The organism is Kitasatospora sp. MAA4 (genome assembly GCF_029893355.1).
GTDB lineage: Bacteria > Actinomycetota > Actinomycetes > Streptomycetales > Streptomycetaceae > Kitasatospora.
In genome coordinates this window covers 225,640-244,685 of the sequence record NZ_JARZAI010000004.1, presented here as the reverse complement: position 1 = coordinate 244,685, position 19,046 = coordinate 225,640, and the positions used below count along the sequence as shown (strand labels likewise).

Annotated in this window: 18 protein-coding genes and 1 riboswitch; of the genes, 4 read left to right on the top strand and 14 right to left on the bottom strand. The window is 72.6% G+C overall.

What is annotated here, in order from left to right; all coding sequences use genetic code 11:
* Position 1: 1 nt before the first annotated feature.
* Genes P3T37_RS07755 through P3T37_RS07725 form a run of 7 tightly spaced genes read right to left on the bottom strand, consistent with a single transcriptional unit; the run spans position 2 to position 8,493 of the window.
* Complete coding sequence (locus P3T37_RS07755) at positions 2-1,324, bottom strand: hypothetical protein (RefSeq protein WP_280722703.1); 1,323 nt, start codon at positions 1,322-1,324, stop codon at positions 2-4.
* A complete protein-coding gene (locus P3T37_RS07750; protein WP_280722702.1) occupies positions 1,311-2,132 on the bottom strand; it encodes a hypothetical protein in 822 nt (273 codons plus the stop codon). Before P3T37_RS07750 ends, P3T37_RS07755 begins: the two co-directional genes overlap by 14 nt.
* Positions 2,129-4,090 carry a hypothetical protein gene (locus P3T37_RS07745; RefSeq protein WP_280722701.1) on the bottom strand — a complete coding sequence of 654 codons (1,962 nt, stop codon included), beginning with the start codon at positions 4,088-4,090 and terminating at the stop codon, positions 2,129-2,131. The genes P3T37_RS07750 and P3T37_RS07745 overlap by 4 nt, the downstream gene beginning before the upstream one ends.
* A complete protein-coding gene (locus P3T37_RS07740) occupies positions 4,087-5,268 on the bottom strand; it encodes a glycosyltransferase family 4 protein (protein WP_280722700.1) in 1,182 nt (393 codons plus the stop codon). The genes P3T37_RS07745 and P3T37_RS07740 overlap by 4 nt, the downstream gene beginning before the upstream one ends.
* Positions 5,265-6,452, bottom strand: a complete 1,188-nt coding sequence (locus tag P3T37_RS07735) for a glycosyltransferase (RefSeq protein ID WP_280722699.1) — start codon at positions 6,450-6,452, stop codon at positions 5,265-5,267. The genes P3T37_RS07740 and P3T37_RS07735 overlap by 4 nt, the downstream gene beginning before the upstream one ends.
* Entirely contained in the window at positions 6,449-7,687 is a 1,239-nt protein-coding gene (locus P3T37_RS07730) for a GNAT family N-acetyltransferase (protein WP_280722698.1), read from the bottom strand. Before P3T37_RS07730 ends, P3T37_RS07735 begins: the two co-directional genes overlap by 4 nt.
* Positions 7,687-8,493, bottom strand: a complete 807-nt coding sequence (locus P3T37_RS07725) for a glycosyltransferase family 2 protein (protein ID WP_280722697.1) — start codon at positions 8,491-8,493, stop codon at positions 7,687-7,689. Before P3T37_RS07725 ends, P3T37_RS07730 begins: the two co-directional genes overlap by 1 nt.
* An 857-nt stretch (positions 8,494-9,350) precedes the next feature.
* On the opposite strand from P3T37_RS07725, the gene P3T37_RS07720 reads away from it, so the two are divergent.
* Positions 9,351-10,337, top strand: coding sequence for an adenosine deaminase (locus P3T37_RS07720; protein ID WP_280722696.1), 987 nt, complete (start codon positions 9,351-9,353; stop codon positions 10,335-10,337).
* An 11-nt stretch (positions 10,338-10,348) separates the two neighbouring features.
* On the opposite strand, the gene P3T37_RS07715 is transcribed toward P3T37_RS07720, so the two are convergent.
* Positions 10,349-10,999: a hypothetical protein gene (locus P3T37_RS07715; RefSeq protein WP_280722695.1), complete on the bottom strand. Its 651-nt coding sequence runs from the start codon at positions 10,997-10,999 to the stop codon at positions 10,349-10,351.
* Positions 11,000-11,165: 166 nt separating this feature from the next.
* On the opposite strand from P3T37_RS07715, the gene P3T37_RS07710 reads away from it, so the two are divergent.
* Positions 11,166-11,678 (top strand): methylated-DNA--[protein]-cysteine S-methyltransferase, encoded by a 513-nt coding sequence (locus P3T37_RS07710; RefSeq protein ID WP_280722694.1) that lies wholly within the window; start codon positions 11,166-11,168, stop codon positions 11,676-11,678.
* Positions 11,679-11,831: 153 nt separating this feature from the next.
* On the opposite strand, the gene P3T37_RS07705 is transcribed toward P3T37_RS07710, so the two are convergent.
* The 6 genes from P3T37_RS07705 to P3T37_RS07680 all read right to left on the bottom strand — a co-directional run bounded on the left by P3T37_RS07705 (position 11,832) and on the right by P3T37_RS07680 (position 17,288).
* A complete protein-coding gene (locus P3T37_RS07705; RefSeq protein WP_280722693.1) occupies positions 11,832-12,650 on the bottom strand; it encodes a LysM peptidoglycan-binding domain-containing protein in 819 nt (272 codons plus the stop codon).
* Positions 12,651-12,654: 4 nt separating this feature from the next.
* Positions 12,655-12,856: riboswitch (cyclic di-AMP (ydaO/yuaA leader) on the bottom strand.
* 133 nt (positions 12,857-12,989) lie between these two features.
* Entirely contained in the window at positions 12,990-13,424 is a 435-nt protein-coding gene (locus tag P3T37_RS07700) for a hypothetical protein (protein WP_280722692.1), read from the bottom strand.
* Positions 13,425-13,509: 85 nt separating this feature from the next.
* Complete coding sequence (locus P3T37_RS07695) at positions 13,510-14,340, bottom strand: heavy metal-binding domain-containing protein (protein ID WP_280722691.1); 831 nt, start codon at positions 14,338-14,340, stop codon at positions 13,510-13,512.
* Positions 14,341-14,354: 14 nt separating this feature from the next.
* On the bottom strand, positions 14,355-15,353 hold the full coding sequence (locus P3T37_RS07690; protein ID WP_280722690.1) for a heavy metal-binding domain-containing protein: 999 nt from the start codon (positions 15,351-15,353) through the stop codon (positions 14,355-14,357).
* 175 nt (positions 15,354-15,528) lie between these two features.
* A complete protein-coding gene (locus P3T37_RS07685; protein WP_280722689.1) occupies positions 15,529-16,905 on the bottom strand; it encodes a serine hydrolase domain-containing protein in 1,377 nt (458 codons plus the stop codon).
* A 179-nt stretch (positions 16,906-17,084) separates the two neighbouring features.
* Complete coding sequence (locus tag P3T37_RS07680) at positions 17,085-17,288, bottom strand: cold-shock protein (protein WP_035802959.1); 204 nt, start codon at positions 17,286-17,288, stop codon at positions 17,085-17,087.
* A 480-nt stretch (positions 17,289-17,768) separates the two neighbouring features.
* On the opposite strand from P3T37_RS07680, the gene P3T37_RS37030 reads away from it, so the two are divergent.
* On the top strand, positions 17,769-17,912 hold the full coding sequence (locus P3T37_RS37030; RefSeq protein WP_332262197.1) for a hypothetical protein: 144 nt from the start codon (positions 17,769-17,771) through the stop codon (positions 17,910-17,912).
* A gap of 396 nt (positions 17,913-18,308) precedes the next feature.
* A complete protein-coding gene (locus tag P3T37_RS07670) occupies positions 18,309-18,983 on the top strand; it encodes a DUF4232 domain-containing protein (RefSeq protein WP_280722688.1) in 675 nt (224 codons plus the stop codon).
* The last annotated feature ends 63 nt before the right edge of the window (positions 18,984-19,046 follow it).

Sequence of the window (19,046 nt, the reverse complement as noted above, 5' to 3'; positions counted from 1 at the left end):
TTCAGGACGGGGGAGTCGGCTGGTCGGGAGGCGGCAGCAGACGTCTGCGAAGCACCAGGACGGCGAGTGCGCCCAGCAGTTGGGCACCCAGCCAGGACAGCCCGGCCCCCAGGATCCCCAGCCGCGGGGTGGTGAGCCAGGCACCCGCGACGGCGGCCACCGCGATGGCGGTGTTCAGCGCGGCGGCCCGGGCCAGCAGACCGCGCACCCGCAGGGTGGCCACGGCCACGTTGCTGACCGCGTCGGGGAAGGCGGAGAGCACCAGGGCGACCAGCAGCGGGTAGCCGGCCCGGTAGCCCGCGCCGAACAGCGAGAGCACCGCTGCGCCGACCGCGCAGAGCGCGGCGGCCGGCGCCGCGACGGCGGCGACCGTCACGGCCAGCGAGCGCAGCGAGATCCGGCGCAGGCCCGCGCGCTGATGGCTGCCCTCGGCGAACAGGGCCGAGGAGACCGCCGGGCTGATCATGAAGATCGCGCTGCCGATCATCCAGGTGATGAAGAACGTCGCGTTGGCGCGCGCGCCGAGCCGCGCGGTGACCACCACCGGCAGCAGGTAGGTGGGCACCAGGCCGGCCACGCTCACCGCGTGGTGCCCGACCGACGGCCGGGCCAGCAGCGCCAGTTCACGCCCGGCCGCGCGCAGCGGCACCCGCCCCACGCCGGCCAGGAAGCGCCGGCACAGCGCCAGCCCGGCGACGGTGCCCAGCAGGCCGCTGAGCGCCCAGGTGGTCACGACGGTGCCCGCGCCGGAGCTCGGCTGGAGCAGCGCCGCAAGGACCAGGCCGACGAGCTTGACGACGGCCGTCGCGGTGTTGCGCAGCAGCATCAGCGAGGTGCGCCGCTCGGCGATGAAGACGTAGTCCAGCACTCCCGACCCGGTCCAGCCGACCGCGCCGAGCACGAACCAGAGAGCGAAGACCGGATCGGCTGTCAGCACCCGCAGCGGCGTCACCAGATGGCCGAGCGGCAGGACAACGGCCGCCGCCACCAGCAGCGTTGCGGCCGTGGTGGCGAGCAGCGTGGCGGTGACGGTCAGCCGCCACTGCGCGGGCGTGGTGCGCAGCGGCAGCCGGGCGATCAGGCCGGTGCCCGAACCCAGGTGCACCACCAGCGAGACGACCACCAGCGCGGAGGTGGCCGCCGAGCCGAGCCCGACCTGCGAGGCCGGCATGATCCGCGCGGCCAACGTCCAGTAGCCGTACCCGAGGCCCGCGTTGACCACGGTGGTGGCCATGATGCCCAGGCTGTTGACGGTCAGCGAGCGGACCGCGTCCCCCGCCCGGGCCGGGGCGGGGGCAGTAGGAGGCGCGTCAGCCGCCGGCACAGGCCGGGCCTCCCGCCGGGCGCAGGTACAGGTCCACCGAGCGGATCGGGGTGCCGGCGCGTTGCAGCACCAGTTCCACCCGGTGCAGGCAGCCGGACGACGGCACGGTGAGCTGGAGCTGGGCCGTGCCCGAGGCCGCGTCCGCGCCGGCCTGGACGGCGGCCGGCGGTTGCCCGGCCGGCGCGCTGCCGTCCACCAGGACGCCGACCGTCAGCCCGGTCAACTCCCCGGCCTGCGAGGCCTGGACGGCAGCTGGCACGGTGAGCCGCTGCCCGGCCTGCACCGGCAGCACGCCCTGCACCCGGGTGTAGGGCGCGCCGAGCGAGAACGACAGGTAGGGCTGCTGCGGCGTGGTCGGCAGCTGGGCCGCCACCCCCCACAGCAGCGCGCCGGCGGCGAGCACGCCCGCGCAGTAGAGCGTCCCGAAGCGGGCGCGCTCAAGGAGCTGCGGCGCCGCCTCTTCACGACTGGCCAGGTTGAGCGGCAGCAGCGCGGCGCACACCCAGAGCGGCAGCACGGCCAGCGGCACGTGACCGCTCACCGCGTAGGCCAGCAGCCCGGCGGCGATCAGCGCGACGACGCTCAGCACGCCGGCCAGCGCGAGCCTGAACCGCCCTGCGGCGCCGGCCAGTCCGAGGCCGCTGAGCAGGCTCTGCCCGGGCACCCAGAGCACTGCGGGCAGCACCAGGACAGCCCGCGCCGGTCCGGCCGGCGCGGCCAGGTGCCCGGCCACGGCCACTGCGGTCAGCAGAGCCGGTGGCGCGAGTGCGGCGGTGCGCGTGGAGCGCCGGTCGATGGCGGCGGTCACGGTGCCTCCCCGGGGACGGTGCTGTGGATCGCGCTGAAGTCGAAGCGGTAGATCGCGTAGGAGTCGCTCTCGTAGACCTTGGTGGTCCACGGCAGCGTGTCGTAGCGGGTCAGGTTGCCCGGCGTGATCGGGTTCGTGCTGCCGAAGGCGAACGGCTCGTCGGGCTCGAAGAAGACGCCGACCTCCGGCAGTTGGGTGGCCATCCGCTTGTCGACGACCAGGTAGCGGTAGTCGGAGGTGTCCAACTCGCGGACCAGGAACGCCGAGGGCGGCGCGCTGTCGAAGTACAGGTCGTAGGTGGCGAATCCGGCGCTCGGCGCGGCGGGCTCCGCAGCCGCGTCGCGGACCAGGATCAGCCCGGTGTAGCGGTCCGAGACGACGTGCAGCCGGGTGCCCAGGTGGTCCTTGAACCAGGCCGAGGTGGCGACCAGTTCGGCGCTGACCGAGCGGGTGTCCGAGCCGAAGACGAACGGTCCGGGGAACCGGTACTCCTCGTCGAGACCGGCTGCCACGTTGCCGACCAGGGCGTCGCTCGCGATCAGCACGGCGACCAGCCCGCCCGCCGCCCAGCTGCGCCCGCGCAGGGCGGCGATCCTGTCCAGGCCGGCCAGCAGCACGGGGGTGACCAGCACGGCGAGCCCGAGGTAGCTGAACCCCCAACTGCGCCGGGCGCCTTCGGCACCGAACTCCACCAGGATGAACGGCAGCGAGGGGAAGTACAGCAGCCCGAACAGTCCCAGGCCCCGCACCAGCGGCTCGCCCCTCCGCTCGGCGGCCGGGCTCCGGCGCCGGCGCAGCAGTGCGACCAGAGCGAGCGCGGCCGACATCAGCGGGACGGTGAACGCCGCGTAGCGCTCGTAGACCGGCTCGGTGCTCGCCTGGAAGAGCGAGCGGGTGCCGCCGGTCCCGCTGAACATGTGCAGCAACTGCCCTGCGCCGCCGCCCAGATAGGGTGAGAGGTAGGCGAAGGTGGCGGGCGCGACCAGGATCAGCCAGGCCGCGCCGCAGCCGCCCACCGCCAGCGCCACCAACGCGGTGAGCGTGGCCGTGGCCCGGGGCACCGCGCCGCGCACGGCGCTCGCGACCGTCACCACGGCGAGGATGACCAGCAGCGCGGTCAGCACCACCGTGGTCAGGTGGTGGGTGGCCGCCGCTCCCGCGCCGGCCGCCACCGCGCCGAGTGCCCAACCGGCCCGCTGCCGCCGCTCGTTGGCGCCGTCCGCCCGGTGCGCGCGGGCCAGGCAGGCCAGGCACCACAGGAACAGCGGCATCGCCAGCGACTCGTAGGCGAACTCGGTGTCGAAGTAGACGAAGCTGGAGTTGAGGCTGTAGAGCAGCGCGACCAGCACGCCCGCCCGCAGCGAGCCGAAGAGCGCCTCGCCGAGCAGGCAGGCGCCGAACAGCGCCAGCAGGTGCGCGGCCACCAGGACCACCAGCGCGCTCTGCCAGACCGTCAGCCCGGTGGCGTCGGTGATCGAGGCGGTGACGATGTGCAGCCCGGGGAACCGGGCCACGATTCCGATCAGGTAGTTGGGTTGGAACAGCTGACCGCTCGCCGCCAGGTCGGTGGTCTGGCGCCAGTGCGCGATCTCGTCGTGGAACAGCGGCTGGCCGGGGTTGCGCAGCAGCTTGGGCAGGTAGCTGAAGAGCCCGTAGCCGAGCAGCCAGCCGAGCCGGACCCGCTCGTCCACCCGGCGGGCCGTCAGGACCACGACGGCCGGGCAGAAGAAGACCAGCATGCCGGCCCAGAAGACGGCGTAGTGCACGACGTCCGTGCCGTCGGTGGCGGCCAGCGAGAAGGCGTACGCGATCAGCAGCGCGCCCGCCGCCGCGGTCAGCCACAGCACCGCCCAGGCGGCCGGCGAGCCGAACCGCGGGGCGCCGCGGCCGTCCTGGGCCGGCGGCCTGGGGACGCCCCAGGAGGTGACCGGGCCGCGGCCGGTGGCGAAGGTGGTCATCGGGCACCTCCCGAGGACGAGGGCGCGGCCTGCGCGGCGCGGTAGACGTCGATCAGCCGGGCCGCGACCCAGTCCCAGTCCGGGATCTGCTCGGGCCCGGGGCGCCCGCCGGCGTCCAGGCAGCGGGCCAGCGCCTGGGCGACGGCGCCGGCGCTCGCGTGCGCGGGCACCAGGCGGACGGCCTGCGGGGCGGGCAGGTCGGCGTGCGCGGGGATGTCGGAGAGCAGCGCCCAGGCGCCGGCGGCCAGCGCCTCGGCGGGCGCCAGACCGTACGCCTCGTGCTCGGAGAGGCTGCCCAGCACGGCGGCGGTGCGCAGCCAGCGCCGCAGCTCGTGGTCGCCCACCCGGCCCAGGAACCGGACGCGCCGCGCCGCGCCGCAGCGCTCGGCCACCGCCTGCAGCCGTTCGCGGTCCGGGCCGGTGCCGATCACCACCAGCTGTGCGCCGCCGCTCGTGCCGCCCCTCGCGGCGTCGCCCGTGCCGCCGTCCGTGCCGCTGTCCGTGCCGCCGCCCGCGCTGTCGAGCCGCGCGAAGGCCTCGATCAGCCGGTCGACGCGCTTGTAGCGTTCCAGCCGGCCCACGCTCAGCACGGTCGGCGGCTGGTCGGTGAAGGCGGTGGCGGCCCGCAGCGCGGTCCGGTCCACGGCGTTGGGCACCACGGTGACCTTGCCGGCCGCGGTCGGGAAGTCGGCCGCGAACAGCTGGGCCTCGGGCCGCGAGACGCAGAGCACCGCGTGCGCCGCGTCGGCCGCCGCCCGCCCGGCCGGGACGAACGCGCGGTGCAGCAGCGCCCGGGCCGGGGTGTGGCCGGTGCCGTGGTAGTGCGGGGTCAGCACGTACGGGACGGTACGTCCGCGCAGCCGCAGGGCCAGCGCGGCGCCGACCCCGGTGAGCGCGTGGTAGCTGTGCCCGTGCACCACGTCGAAGGCGTCCGCGTGGCGGGTGAGATAGCGGTAGAGGCCGGGCGCCAAGCGGTAGTTCTCCGCGCGGTTGCAGCGGAACCGGCGCACCAGCACGCCTTCGTCCCAGCTGAGTTCGGGCCGCAGCGGGCGGCGCTGCTGGGCGAGCACCTCGACCGCGACGCCGGCCCGCACCAGCGCCCGGGCGGTCTGCGCGACGACGGTCTCCACCCCGCCGGGCGTGGGCGGGTAGCCGGGACTGACCAGGGCGAGCCTCACCGGGTCCCGCCTTCCGCCGCCGCCGCGGAGCGGCCGAGGATCGCCTCGACGTTCCGCTGCCAGGTGTGCGGATCGGGGTAGCGGGTGCCGGCCGCGGCCCGCGCCTTGCGCAGTCCGTCGGCCAGGCCCGGCACGTCCTCGGGTTCCACCAGCACCGCCCCGGCGTACTCGCCGACGGCCTCCACCAGGCCGCCGACCGCGCTGAGCACCACCGGCAGCCCGTTGCTCATGGCGATGTGCAGCGGTCCGCTGGCGGAGGAGCGCCGGTAGGGCAGCACCAGCGCGTCGGCCTCGGCGAAGTGCGCCTTGGCCTCCTCGTCGCTCACGTACCGGTTGACCAGGGTGATCCTGTCCCGGTAGGGCGACGCCTCGATCTTCTCGATCGGTTCGGTGCACCCCTCCCAGGTCTCGCCCACCACGGTGAGGTGGAACGAGGACACCTCCTCGGGAGCGAGTCGGTGGAAAGCGTCGATCAGCACGTCCAACCCCTTGTACGGCCGGATCAGGCCGAAGAAGAGCAGCCTGAACACGCCGTCCGGGGACGGGCGGTGGGTGACTGCGTAATGGTCGAAGGGCCCGTGCGGCACGACCGTGACGGGTCGGCCGGACAGGTCGAACAGGTCGCCGAGCAGCTGCCGGTCGTGCTCCGAGTGCACCAGGAAGGCGTCCGAGCGGCGCAGCAGCGCGCCCAGCACGCGCCGGGTGTAGGCGGCGACGAACGGGATCCGGATCTCGCCGGTGTCCTGGACCTCGTGGAACTCGACCACCACCCGGGCCCCCCGCGCGCGGGCCGCCGCGGCCAGCACCAGGTAGGTGTGCGCGACGGTGCCGGTCCACCACTGGAAGACCACGGTGTCCGGGCGGTTGCGGCGCAGCCGGCGCAGCGCGCCGAACAGGCTGGGCAGCCAGTACCAGTCGACCCCGTCGAAGACGTCCACCCGCTCGTCGTAGTCCAGGGCGGCCGTCTTCACCCCCACCCGGGCGCGGCCGGGGTAGAGGGCGCGCGGCAGCAGCCGGCGCATCAGCAGGGCCGAGACCTCGGAGCGGTCGGCCAGCGCGCCGGCGAGCCGGCAGGTGTAGTGGCTGAGCCCGCCGGTGAACCGCCAGCCGGAACCGACCACGCAGACCCGCGGGCGGCGCTCGGGCCCGGCCCTCTCGGGCCCGGTCGTCTCGAACTCGCTCACGGCGTACCGCCTCCCGTCGCGTCCTTGCGGATCCGGTGCCGGACGGCCTCCCGGCGCACCCCGGCCACGGCCGCGGCGGCCGCGTACGCGGTGTAGCCGCCGCGGGACCGCAGGCGCGGCCCGCAGACGGTGAACTCCGGCTGCTGGACCACCTGTTCGCTCCAGCGCAGTTTCGCCACGTCCGGGCCGAGCGAGAGGTTGAGCTCGCCCCGGCCGTGCTCGGCAGCGCGCTCGGCGGCCGCCAGGTGCAGCAGGGTCACCGGGCTGGCGTGCCACCAGGCGGGATCGACGCCGCTGATGCCCAGGTAGTCGGCCCGCGGTGCGCTGAGCACCAACTGCGCGGCCACCGGCCGGTCCTCGACATCCAGGGTGAGGATCGCGGCGCGGCCGGCCCGGGCCATCAGGGGCAGCACCTCGGCGAGGAACGCCCGGTGGGCCGCCGAGGCGAGCACGTCGGTGTGCCGGCGGCGACCCGGCAGCGCCGCGCGGGCTGCGTGCAACCGGGCCAACTCCGGTAGGGCCGCCCGTAGCTGTGGCTCGCCCTGGTGGGCGGTGACGGCCCAGCGGCGGCCACTGCGGTCCAGTCGGCTGCGCGCGCTGCGCAGGCTCTCCCGCACGTTCCGCTTGAGTGAGTGCCGCAGATCCCGGGCCTCGGAGGGCAGCGCCAGCACCACCGAGGGGCGGGTGGTCTTGTGCCGCACCAGCCCCGCGCGGGCGACCTCCCCGGTGAGCCACTCCGGCTCGAACCAGCCCTGATCGGCGGAGAGCGGCAGGTCCAGCCAGTCCCAACCGGACTGCCGAGCACACCAGTCGCCGACCACCGCCCGCAACACCGCCCGGCTGTCGGCCGGTTCGGCGAGCACGCCGGGCAGCTCGGTCAACTCGTCGTGCCGGCCCGCGCCCAGCAGCTGGACGGTCCGCAGCCCGGCGCCGAGTCGGCGCCGGTAGCCGGGTGCGACGCCCACCAGATGCCGGCGGCGGAAGACCGCCAGCACGTCCAACTCCCGTTCTGCGACGAAGTGTCGGGCCCAGGTCAGCAGCCACTCCGGCGCGGCGTAGGGGTTGCGCGAGCCGGAGCGCTCGTACAGCTCCCTCCAGGGGATCAGCAGTTCCTCCAGCGCGTCGAAGGTGGTGACCCGACGGATCGTCAACTCGCCCGGTAAGCCGGGGAGAGCGGGGACAGCGCGGTCGGGGCCCGCGATGCCCAGGTCGACGCTGCCGGGACCGATACGCATCAGGCGGCTCCGGTGGAGGCCGGCTCACCAGGGTGGCCGCCCAGTGCGACGCTCCTGGCCTCGCGCAGGGCGGCTGCCCCGGCGGCGGGTTCGGCGGCGGGCTCGCCGGTCGTCCGGGGCACCCGGGCGAACCGCACCCGGCCCAGGATCGCCAGGCAGCCCACGCCGTCGTGCCAGGTGAGCTTCTTGCCCTCGGCGTGCGAGCGGCTGTGATAGGTCACCGGCACCTCGAACGGCCGGATGCCGAGCCGCAGCAGGCCGGCCGTCATCTCGGTGTCCAGGCCGAAGCCGGCCGAGCGCAGCCGCAGCGAGTGGAACAGCCCGAGCGGGACCAGCTTGAGGCAGGTGTGCAGGTCGGAGAGGTGGGCGTCGAAGAGCAGGTTGGCCGCCAGGGTGGTGAGCTTGTTCCCCATCGCGTACCGGTAGGACTGGTAGACGGTGTTCACGCCGAACAGCCGTGAGCCGTAGACCACGTCGCAGCGCCCTTCCAGGACGGGCGCCAGCAGTCGCGGGATGTCGCTCGCCACGTACTCGAGGTCGGCGTCGAACGGCAGGATGTGGGTGCCGGTGGCGAGCTGCGCGGCGGTGAGCAGGGCGCTGCCCTTGCCGAAGTTGCGCGGGTGCCGGTAGGACTTCACCCGCTCGTCGCAGAGTTGGGCGATCAGCAGCGGCGTGCGGTCGGAGCTTCCGTCGTCGACGATGATCAGCTCGATCTCGCACGGGTAGTCGCAGGCGAGCAGCGCCCGGGCCACCGAGGCGACCGTCCGCTCCTCGTTGTAGACCGGCATCAGGATCGAGAGCTTCACCGGTTCCTCGCCGGAAAACGGGCGTCCCACCTCTGGTCCCGCCAGTGCTCCCGCCCGGTGTGCCTCGGCTACGTGCATCGGCTTCATGAGGGCCTTCACCGTCCTTTCACGTGGTGCGGCGATGTGCAGTGCGTGCTGCTGATTTCCGCGCCGGATCGACCGCACGACCGGCGACCGGGCAGGGGTATTCGCGAGCTCGCCGAGAAATGACCGATCAGCCCCTCGGCGAACTGAAGTGGACCGAACAGAGAAGAGGCCGGTAACCCGAATCGGGGCAGGCCGAAACAACGGCATTCGGGCGCGCGTCGGCAGGGCGCGGCGCGATGCCGGCGATGAAGGTAATTACTGTTCCGCAGCCGACGGAACGGTCATGATCGAGCGTGTCTTCGTCCGCAGCGAACCGGCAGTCCACAGGCGCAGCTCACAGCCGGCGCTCCCGCCAGGTGCCGAGTCGATCTCCCCACGACGCGGCAGGGTAAGAACGGGTCCACGGTTCGTTCCTCCACGCGACATTTCGTGCGCATTCCGTCGGCCTTGAGCCGTCGGCTGCTGATGGTCGGTGTGCTGCCGGTTTCGCTGTCGCCCCGGCCTGTTCCGTCGATTTCCGCACCCCCCGCGCTCGGGCAGTGTCGAGCCGTGCTCGACCCCCGGGCGTTGACCTTGCGGATCCCCCGGGAATGGATCCTTCCAGTCGGGTTACCCGTAGTCGCGCATTCCCCGGGTTTTCACAGGATCCTCCCACCAGGCGCCCAGTCGGGCCGCCGGGTGGATTCGGTGCATGCGGCGAGAATGGTCGACTGCGGATGATCTGCCAGTGAATCCGATGATTCAGTGGTCCAGTCCGGTATCATGGAGCGATGTCCATTCCCAAGGCTGAGCTGCACCTGCACATCGAAGGGACGCTGGAGCCTGAGCTCGCGTTCGCCCTGGCTGAGCGCAACGCCGTCGCGCTCCCCTTCGAGAGTGTGGAGGCGCTGCGCTCCGCCTACCGCTTCGAGGATCTGCAGTCCTTCCTCACCCTCTACTACCGGCTGATGGACGTCCTGCGCACCGAAGCGGACTTCACCGAACTGGCCGACGCCTACCTCGCGCGGGCCCGCGAACAGGGCGTACGGCACGCCGAGATCTTCTTCGACCCGCAGGCGCACACCGCCCGCGGCGTGCCGATCGGCACGGTCGTCGAGGGGCTGAGCGCCTCGCTGGCGCGGGCCGAGGAGCGCTTCGGCATGACGAGCCGGTTGATCCTCTGCTTCCTGCGCGACGAGTCCGCCGAGTCCGCGCTCGCCACCCTGGAGTCGGCCCGGCCCTACCTGGACCGGATCACCGCCGTCGGGCTGGACTCCGCCGAAGTCGGCCACCCGCCGGCCAAGTTCACCGCCGTCTTCGAGCGGGCGCGCGAGCTGGGCCTGCGCGCGGTGGCCCACGCGGGGGAGGAGGGGCCGCCCTCCTACGTCTGGGAGGCGCTGGACCTGCTGCGGGTGGAGCGGATCGACCACGGCATCCGCTCGCTGGAGGACCCCGCGCTGGTCGCCCGCCTGGTCGAGGAGCGCATCCCGCTGACGGTCTGCCCGTTCTCCAACGTCCGGCTGCGCTGCGTCGACACGCTGGCCGACCACCCGCTGCGCGACATGCTGGACGCGGGCCTGGTTGCCACCGTCAACTCCGACGATCCGGCGTACTTCGGCGGCCACGTCCACGAGAACCTGACCGCCGTCGCCGAGGCCCTGGAGCTGACGGACCGTCATCTCCGCACGCTGGCCCGCAACTCCTTCGAGGCCGCTTTCCTGGACGAGCCCACCCGCGCCCGCTACCTGGCCGAGGTCGACGCCTACTTCGCGCCGTAGAACGTGACGGCTCAGCCGGTGAACGGCGTGAGTGCGGCGTTCACTTGGGCACTGGTGGGGGTGGAGTACAGCCTCTCGGGGATGCCGTTGGTCGTGATGATCGAATTGGGGCAGTACGTCTCGGTGCCGAGGCCGAGCTGGACGGTACCGATCTTCCGGCCGGTCGCGGCCTCGTACACGGTCAGCTGGTAGGACTGTGCCATGACGCGGTCCACCAGCGCCCCGCCCACCGGGGCGGTGCCGGCTATCTCGGCCGCGGCGTTGCCGTTGAAGGAGCAGTCCTTGAGTGACGTGGTGGCGGTGCCACTGAAGTCGAGGCAGCCGATGAGTTGGACCGCGGCGGGGGAGTCCGCCTCCTGCGGGACGAGGCCGCTGACGGGGGAGGGGCCCCCGATCGACTCGTAGAACGCGATCGGGTGCGGGGGTGCCGCGCTGAGTGCGGTGACGCCGTGGTACCCGGTCGTCACCTGTTCGGCGCAGGTTCCGTAGAAGTCGTCCAGGCTGGTCGGCAGCGCGGGCGTGGGATCGATGGCCACGGGCGCGGCCGCGCCGGTGCTGGAGGTGGCCTCGTGGTACCCGAAGGCCGCCAGCGCGAGGACGGGCACGGCGAGCAGGGCCAGCAGCCGGCGGCGGGAGCGCCGCGGGGGAACAGGAGTCGTCACCGGGAGCCTCCAGACGAGAGGAGATCAGCATGGGCGCCGCGCGGAGCGCGCGTCAAGGCGCTTTCGTGGCTTTGCCGGTGGCCGTGACGTCCGAAATCCGCCAGTGCCGACCGCGCGGACACGGCACAGTGGAGGTGTACGACAGCGTGAAGGAGAGGGAACAGCGATGACCGTCCACACCACGATCGACAGCCCGCTGGGCGAGCTGCTGCTGGTCGGCGAGGAGTCGCCGCAGAGCCCCGACGGGCTCCGGCTGGCCTCGCTCTCGATGACGGGCCAGAAGGGTGCGGCGCGGATCCTGGACGGCTGGCGGCACGCCCCGGCGGCGTTCGACGGGATCGCCCGGCAGCTGGCGGCGTACTTCGCGGGGGATTCGAAGGACTTCGACGTGCAGTTCAGCACCCACGGCTCCGACTTCCAGGAGCGGGTCTGGCACGCGATTGACACCATCCCGTACGGCGCCACCACCAGTTACGGCCGGCTCGCCGAGCAGATCGGCGTGCCGCGCGCCGCAGTGCGCGCGGTCGGTTCCGCGATCGGCGCCAATCCGCTGCTGATCCTGCGCCCCTGCCACCGGGTGGTGGGCTCGACCGGTGCGCTGACCGGCTACGCGGGTGGTCTGGAGCGCAAGGAGTACCTGCTGGGCCTGGAGGGCGCCCGCCCGGCGACGCTGCTCTGACGGACCGTCAAAAGCCCTTGCCGGGCATGCCGCAGGGCCCGGTCCGCTGCTGCGAACCGGGCCCTGCACGGCTGATCAGCTGATCAGTGGGCAGCCATCACACAACCCCTGATCAGATCCGCCGGTCGGCCCGGGGGCCGCCGTCGAGGGCGATCAGTAGGCGCTGTGGGTCTGCCAGAAGGCCCACGCCTGGTTCGGGCTGCCGTAGGTCGCGTTCATGTACGAGAGCGCCCACTTGATCTGGGTGGCGGGGTTGGTCTGCCAGTCGGAGCCGGCCGAGGCCATCTTGTTGCCCGGCAGCGCCTGCGGCAGGCCGTAGGCACCGGAGGACGGGTTGGTCGCGCTGACGTTCCAGCCGCTCTCGTGCGTGATGATCTGGTCGAACGAGGCCAGCTGGTCGGCCGGGACGATCGAGGCGGCCAGGGCCTGGAGCGAGGCGACGCTGTTGTCCGCCGGGGCGGCGACAGCGGCCGGGGCGGCGGTGGCGGCCTTGGGCGCCGGGGCGGCGGGCGCGGCGGGGGCCGGCGCCTGCTGGGCGGGGGCGCTCTGCTGCGGCGCGGCGGCCGCGGCGGAGCCGGACAGCGTGAGGTGCTGGCCGGGGTAGATCGAGTCCGGGCCGTTGTGCAGCACGGACTTGTTCAGGTCGTACAGCTTCTGCCAGCCGCCCTGGACGTTGTGCGTGGTGGCGATCCTGGACAGCCAGTCGCCGCTGACCACGGTGTAGCCGGCCGGCGCGGCCTCGGCGGTCTGGGCGGTCTGGGCGGTGTGCGCGGCCTGCGGCGCGGACTTGACGGCGGCGATGGAGATCGCGGCCGGCTTGCCGGCGTAGTGGCCGTGGTGCAGCGGCTGGGCGCTGGCGCCACCGGCGGCGGCCAGGGACAGGCCGGCGCCGACGCCGGCCACGACGGTGGCGGCGATGGCGCGCTGGACGGTGGTGCGGCTGGGCAGGCTGAAGCCGTTCGCAGACATCATGAAGTTTGGTCCTCTCCTACGCCTACGAGGTGAGCTGTCGGGTTCGGGCTGGAGTTGCCCGGCCGCGCTGAGCGCGGCTTCACCCCAAGCCCCGCCCGGACCGAGTCCGGGTGGGGCGACTTACCTGTGGGTCCCCCGCTCCTGCCGTGGTGCGTGTTGAGCGCGTGCCCGCTCGGTCCGGTGGCAGGATTCGGCGTTCCGGAGAGCGGGGTTCGTGTGAAGACGAACGAGATGCACCGTACGCAGACGGATGCCGCAATCACAAGGCGATGTGAGGTGTCTCATGTTTCGCCCCGGCGGGCACCCGTTTCGCCCCGGCGGTCACCCCTGCTGCCGCCCTCAGCCCCCGAGCATCAGCCGTTCCAGCGCGGCCCGCGCCTTGGCGTCGGACTTGGCGCGGGCCGTCACGGCGGCCGCGAGCTCGCGGGTCCACTCGTCGAGCGGGATCGACTTGCGGGAGAGCACGACGCCGCGCACCACCGTGCAGATCTCGCAGACCGGTCGGCCGTGGGTCAGGCTCAGGATCAACCGCCGCTCGTCCATGTCGACTTCGAGCTTCTCGATCCGGCCCGGCCGACCGGACACCCGGTCGGCCATGCTGCGCTTGCGCTCGACCGCCACGGCGTCGGTCGGCAGTGCCTCCGCCAGCGATCCGGTCAGCACCTGCGCGTACACCTCCAGGTCGGAGGCGTCGCGGCGCAGAGCGGCGGCGATCAGGTCGATCGAGTCGGCGGGCTCCTCGGGGGCCGGCTCGATCTGCCCGTGGTCGGTCATGGCGCTCCTTGCTGCGGTCGGTCGACGACCGGTCGGTTCATCAGATGTCACTGCGGGCAGAGCCTACGGCGCTGCCGGGGCCCGCTCAGCCGTCCAGGCTCAGCACCATGGTCGGCCGCTCGATCTCGTGGTCGGCCCGCAGCGGGCGGACCGCCGTGCCGATCGCGAAGAACTCGGTGGTGTGGCCGCCCCAGCGGTGGTTGTGGGCGTTCAGCTGCACGCCGACGATGCCCTCCGCGTGCAGCTCCTCGGCCTCCGCCTGCATCCGGGCCATCGCCAACTCCCGTGCGTCGTAAAGCGCCTGGGTGTAGCTCTCGATCTCGACGTTCTTGCCGATGTTGTTGAAGACCGAGCCCATCTTCTGGTGCGCGATGTGGTAGACGCAGGTCCCCATGGTCATCCCCAGTGGGGCGTAGCCGGCCCGGATCAGCGTCCAGAAGTCCTGCCCGGACAGGTCGGAGGTGAACGGCTGGCCCTTGTTGTTGCGCCAGCTGGTGCCGCCGGGCGCGGGGTGGTCCGCCTTCACGGCGGTGCCGATCGCGATGAACTCGGCGATGTCCGAGCCGAACTCCCGTGCCTCGACGGTCAGTCGGACGCCCACGATGCCGTCCGCGCCCAGCTGGGCTGCCTCGGCCTCCATCCGGGTCATCGCCAACTCGCGTGCGTGGTACATGGCCTGGCTGAGCGTTTCGAGCTCCTGGTTCTTGCCCCAGCGGCCCAGCTGGATCCCGACGTGGTAGATCGAGCTGCCCAGCACCAGCCCGATCGGCTTGAACCCGGCTTCCCGGACCAGCAGGAACTCGTTGACCGACAGGTCACTGGTGAAGATCGAGCCAGGCTTGCCGGGCTGCAGCTCGGCAAGGCGTCGCATCGCGTCGGCGGGGACGCCCTGGGCGGTCGGATCGAAGGTGCTCATGGTGTCGCTCTCCCCTATGACTGTGCGGTGTACGGGCGGGTGGACGCGCGGCCGGTGCGGCTCGCCTGGGCGAGCCGGCGGCGCAGGCGGTCGCCGCTGTTGTTGAGCGGGACGACGGTCATCGTCGAGGGCTTGGCGGGGGCGCTGGCGAACCGGGCGATCGCGGTGCCCACCAGCGTCGACTCCGCGACGTGGTCCTTCTGCTCGGAGTTGCCGCCGCTCTGGATGCAGGGCTCCTCCCAGATCCGCAGGTTCCCGTCGGCCAGCACCACGCCGTCGCCGCCCTGTTGGGCGCCCTGGCGGGCGAGCTGCGTGCGGGCGTCGGAGCGGACGTGGTGCACCAGCGCGCTCCAACCATCCATCTCCTGGTTGCGGTAGGAGAAGGTCTGGCGCCGGGTGGTGTAGTCGTCGTGGCGGACCCCGATCGACATCCCGACCAGCAGGTCCACCGGCACCCAGCCCGCCGTGATCAGCTTGGCGAAGCCCTGGCCGTCCAGGTGCGAGGTGAACGGGCGCCGCGGGCGCACCGACCCGGCCGCCCGCACCGCCGTCCCGATCACCTTGAACTCCAGGCAGCCGGGCGCGGCGACGAAGGGGGCCATGGTCAGCTGCGCCGCCACCACGCCGTCGCCGCCGAGCGCCGCGCACTCGGCCGTCATCCGTCCCAGCGCGGTGCGCCGCGCCGAGTCCATCACCTTGACCAGCGCGGCGGACGGTGCGCCGTTGCCGGACAGGGCGATCCCGGCGGGGCCGAAGCCGGCGCCGCTGCCGAAGCCGATGCCCAGGCCGGCCCCCGCGTAGAGGCAGGCGTGGTAGCCCCAGTACCGGCCGCTGCGACCGACGTGGTAGACCGCCGACCCCATCACCTGGCCGACCGGCTCGAATCCGACCGACCTGATGGCGGCGAACTCACCGGTCGTCAGCGCGGACGACCACGTACCGCTCTCCCGCACCTCGGCGATCCGCGCCGCGGCGACCGGGGGTAGCCCGGCTCCGCTCCACGACTCCGTCATGCGTCCACCCAATCCTCTCCTGGGCCCCCGACGAGGTCCGACAAGGCACCCTAAGCCGAAGATCCAGCCTTGCCCAGCAGACCTGACGGCGGGGCCCGAACCAGGACGGAACCGTAACGCGCCTGCCGGATCGCAGGCCGACCGGGTGGCCGTCGGCCGGCCTGCCGCTCAGCCGTCAGAAGGCCTGCCAGCCCTGCGGGTCGACGCCGCCGGGGATGACCTCGCCCGGGCCGTACGGCGCGCGGGTCAGCACGAAGCTGCCGATGTCCAGGTGGCTGACCGTGCCGTCCGCCGCCCGCACCACCCGCAGCGTCTCGCCCGCGTAGTAGCCGTCCAGTCCGGTCCAGCTGCCGTCCGCCTCGGGGCGGAAGCGCGAGGCGCGGGCCGGGCCGCCCAGTGGGATCAGCTCGAGCCGGCGGTCGGCCCCCAGCCGCAGTGCCAGTGCGGTCGGTCCCCAGTACCAGGGGCCGGTCAGTGCCAGCAGCTCCGGATCGGCCTCGGCCATCGGGCGCCACGGCTCGGGGATCCGCGGCTCGTGCTCGGCGACGATCCGGATCAGGTCGCCGGCGACGGTGGCGACCCCCGAGCCGGAGGTCGTGTTGGTGAGCACGACCGCCGCGACGTCGTCCGCCTCGCTCACCCAGAGCCAGGCGAGGAACCCGGGCATCGAGCCGCTGTGCCCGTACAGCACCCGGCCGTCGCGCCGGATCACCTGCAGACCGAGCCCGTACGAGGAGGTCCACTCCTCGCCGTCCGGTTCGGTGGTCGGCCGGCGCATCTCGGCGACGGTCGCGGGGGAGAGCACCTTCTCGTCACCGGCGGAGAGGAAGGCGGCCCAGCGGCACAGGTCGGCCGCGGTGGACCAGAGCTGTCCCGCCGGTGCCATCACGGCGGTGTCGGTGAGCGGTTCGGGCAGCATGACGTCCGCCCACGGGTGCACGGCGAAACCGCCGGCGTGCGGCATCTGCGGCAGCAGCGACGTCCTGGTCATGCCCAGCGGATCCAGCACCTCGCGCTGGAGCACCTGCCCCCACGGCTCGCCGCGCAGCTGCTCCACCAGCGCGCCGAGCAGGGCGTAGCCGGGGTTGGAGTAGTGGTGGCGCCGGCCGGCCGGGTGGCGCACCGGCTGCTCGCCGAGCACGTCGGCGAGTTCGGGCCGCAGCGTGCCGACCGTCCGCTCCCACCAGGGCTCGGGCGTCTCGGAGGCAAGCCCCGAGGTGTGGGTGAGCAGTTGATGGATGGTCAGATCACCGGCCGAGGTGCCGGGCAGGTGGCGCTCCAGCGGGTCCGACAGGTCGAGCAGGCCCTCGTCGCGCAGCCGCAGCACCAGCACGGCGGCGAAGGTCTTGGAGATCGAGCCGATCCGGTACTGCACGTCGTCGGTCGGCGCGTGGTCGTCGATCATGCTGCGGGAGCCGGTCCACACCGTCCGCCCGCCTCGGACCACGGCTCCGACCAGCGAGGGCGTGCGTCCCTCCGCCTGGGCGACGGCCAACCGATGCAGCAGGGCGCGGCTGGTGGTGGGGAGCAACTCCTCGGCGTGGTGGGCCATCTGAGCTCTCGTTTCTGCAGGCGTTCCGGTGGACCGGCCCAACCTATCCGGGGCTGTCGCGCCGGGCATCGGGATTTTCGAGCCGGCCGCACCCGGAAACGACCGGAGGGCCGGTACCGTGCGAATGCACGGTACCGGCCCTCCGGCTCAGCAAGGCGAAAAGCCGAGCTTGTGACTTATCAGAGCGGGCGAATGTTCTCCGCCTGCGGGCCCTTCTGGCCCTGCGTGACGTCGAACTCGACCTTCTGGCCCTCGAGCAGCTCACGGAAGCCGTTGGCCTGGATGTTCGAGTAGTGGGCGAAGACGTCAGCGCCGCCACCGTCCTGCTCGATGAAGCCGAAGCCCTTTTCCGCGTTGAACCACTTCACGGTGCCAGTAGCCATAGAGATATCTCCTTAAGGGGGCTGTCCGGAACTCGCGATTCACGAGTTCCGCGTCGCCGCGATGAGGCCCGCCCGAAAAATCCGGGGAAACAAAAATGCGCCTGTTGATCATCACAATCAGCAGGCGCACACAAAAGTTCATGGGAACCACAACTGCAACTTCTTCGACTGTAGCAGGGTGCGGACCGAAACGGGGGAATTGCCGATCCCGTGGTCCGGCCGCTCCCTCGGACGGCTGCACCGTTCCGGCCGACGCGCGCGGCCGCGGAGCCCGTCGGAGAGCTGCCCGGCCGGGGGTGCGGGGATGGTGCGGCCAGGGGTGCAACGACGAGCTACACCATTTCGATGCCTGCCGGGATGGTCCGATCACCCCCTGCGGGGCGCATACTGGTGGTGATGACGAAATCAGCCGCGGTCCGGCGTCCTCTGCCCACCAGCCCCTTCGCTGCTCCAGTCCCGCCACCCATCAAGGTGTTCGCCGTGGGTGACCGGGTTTCGCACGACCAGTACGGCCTCGGTCGCACCATCGCCGTTGAGGGTGACGGTGAGATCGCGGTGCTCGTCGACTTCGGCTCGCGCCAGGTGCGGATCACGAAGCCGTTCGCCAAGCTCTTCAAGCTCTGAGCAGGACTTTTTCCAAGCCCTGAGACTGCCGCCAACTCCGGCCCGGTGAAAGCTGGTTCGGGCTGTGGTGGTCTCGGGCGGGTGTGTGGTGTGGGCGGTGACGAGCCCACCCCCCGCCGCCCGATGCCGGTCAGCGGGCCACCCCCTGCCGACCGGTCCCGTCCGCCGACCCCGGCGGACGCCTGTCGCGCGCCGCCGTCCGTACGGCGCCGACCCGAAGGCTGCCCCGCAGCCTCGTCCCGTGACGTCTCCGGGACCTCCCTCATACGTAGACCTGTCCTGATTTCGCCGTGCGCGGGTGGAACTGACCGCCCGGGCGGACGCGTGATAGCGCTCGAAGATCACGTGCGGCGGACGGACCCTGGTGGACCGCTGCCCGGTACCCCAGGAGAGCTCATGAACCCGCGTGCGTCCAGGCTGACCCGAAACCTGGCGGTGGCGATCACCGGTGCGGGCCTCGCCCTCGGAGCGGTGGCTTGCAACGACGATGTGACGTCGACCTCCTCCCCGACGGCCACAGCCACAGCCACAGTCACGGCCACGGCCACGGCCACTGCCGCTTCGAGCGCCGCCGCCCGCGCCAGTGCTCCCGCCAAACCCACCGCTGCCGGAACGGCCAGGGCCTCGGACCGCTGCCACACCGGTGACCTGCGGGCCGACATCCAGCTCCAGCTGGGCGGGACGGGCTCGGCGATGGTCATGCTGGTGAACAAGAGCGCGCGGACCTGCACGGTCGACGGCTACCTCGGCTACGGCGGACTGCTCGCCGACAACAGCCGGGTCACCGTCCCCACCACCCGCTCGCCGTACCCCGGGCCGCCCTCGCTGATCACGCTCAAGCCCGGCACGACCGCCTTCTCCGGCCTGAAGTGGTCCACGTGTGACAAGGGCGACGTGAGCTGCAAGGTGCTGGCCGGCGTCGTGGTGACCCCGCCGGACGAGACCACCCAGCTCACCGCCAACGTGCTCGGCCTGGACGGCGCCATGCTGCCGCAGCTGCTGGTCTCCTCGGCGGGCTTCATCGAGGGCTCGCTCCAGCCGTCCAACGAGGGCGTCGTCTTCTCCTCCTGATCGGACCGAATCCGCACTGCCCCGGCACCCCTTGGAACGGGTCCTCAGCACTGCGTACGGTGG

What these genes read in the sequence shown, in the direction of transcription:
- P3T37_RS07745 (WP_280722701.1), bottom strand. Translation starts at nt 4,090, where the DNA reads ATGACCACCTTCGCCACCGGCCGCGGCCCGGTCACCTCCTGGGGCGTC.
- P3T37_RS07730 (WP_280722698.1), bottom strand. Translation starts at nt 7,687, where the DNA reads ATGCGTATCGGTCCCGGCAGCGTCGACCTGGGCATCGCGGGCCCCGAC.
- P3T37_RS07720 (WP_280722696.1), top strand. Translation starts at nt 9,351, where the DNA reads ATGTCCATTCCCAAGGCTGAGCTGCACCTGCACATCGAAGGGACGCTG.
- P3T37_RS07710 (WP_280722694.1), top strand. Translation starts at nt 11,166, where the DNA reads ATGACCGTCCACACCACGATCGACAGCCCGCTGGGCGAGCTGCTGCTG.
- P3T37_RS07705 (WP_280722693.1), bottom strand. Translation starts at nt 12,650, where the DNA reads ATGATGTCTGCGAACGGCTTCAGCCTGCCCAGCCGCACCACCGTCCAG.
- P3T37_RS07700 (WP_280722692.1), bottom strand. Translation starts at nt 13,424, where the DNA reads ATGACCGACCACGGGCAGATCGAGCCGGCCCCCGAGGAGCCCGCCGAC.
- P3T37_RS07695 (WP_280722691.1), bottom strand. Translation starts at nt 14,340, where the DNA reads ATGAGCACCTTCGATCCGACCGCCCAGGGCGTCCCCGCCGACGCGATG.
- P3T37_RS07690 (WP_280722690.1), bottom strand. Translation starts at nt 15,353, where the DNA reads ATGACGGAGTCGTGGAGCGGAGCCGGGCTACCCCCGGTCGCCGCGGCG.
- P3T37_RS07685 (WP_280722689.1), bottom strand. Translation starts at nt 16,905, where the DNA reads ATGGCCCACCACGCCGAGGAGTTGCTCCCCACCACCAGCCGCGCCCTG.
- P3T37_RS07680 (WP_035802959.1), bottom strand. Translation starts at nt 17,288, where the DNA reads ATGGCTACTGGCACCGTGAAGTGGTTCAACGCGGAAAAGGGCTTCGGC.
- P3T37_RS07670 (WP_280722688.1), top strand. Translation starts at nt 18,309, where the DNA reads ATGAACCCGCGTGCGTCCAGGCTGACCCGAAACCTGGCGGTGGCGATC.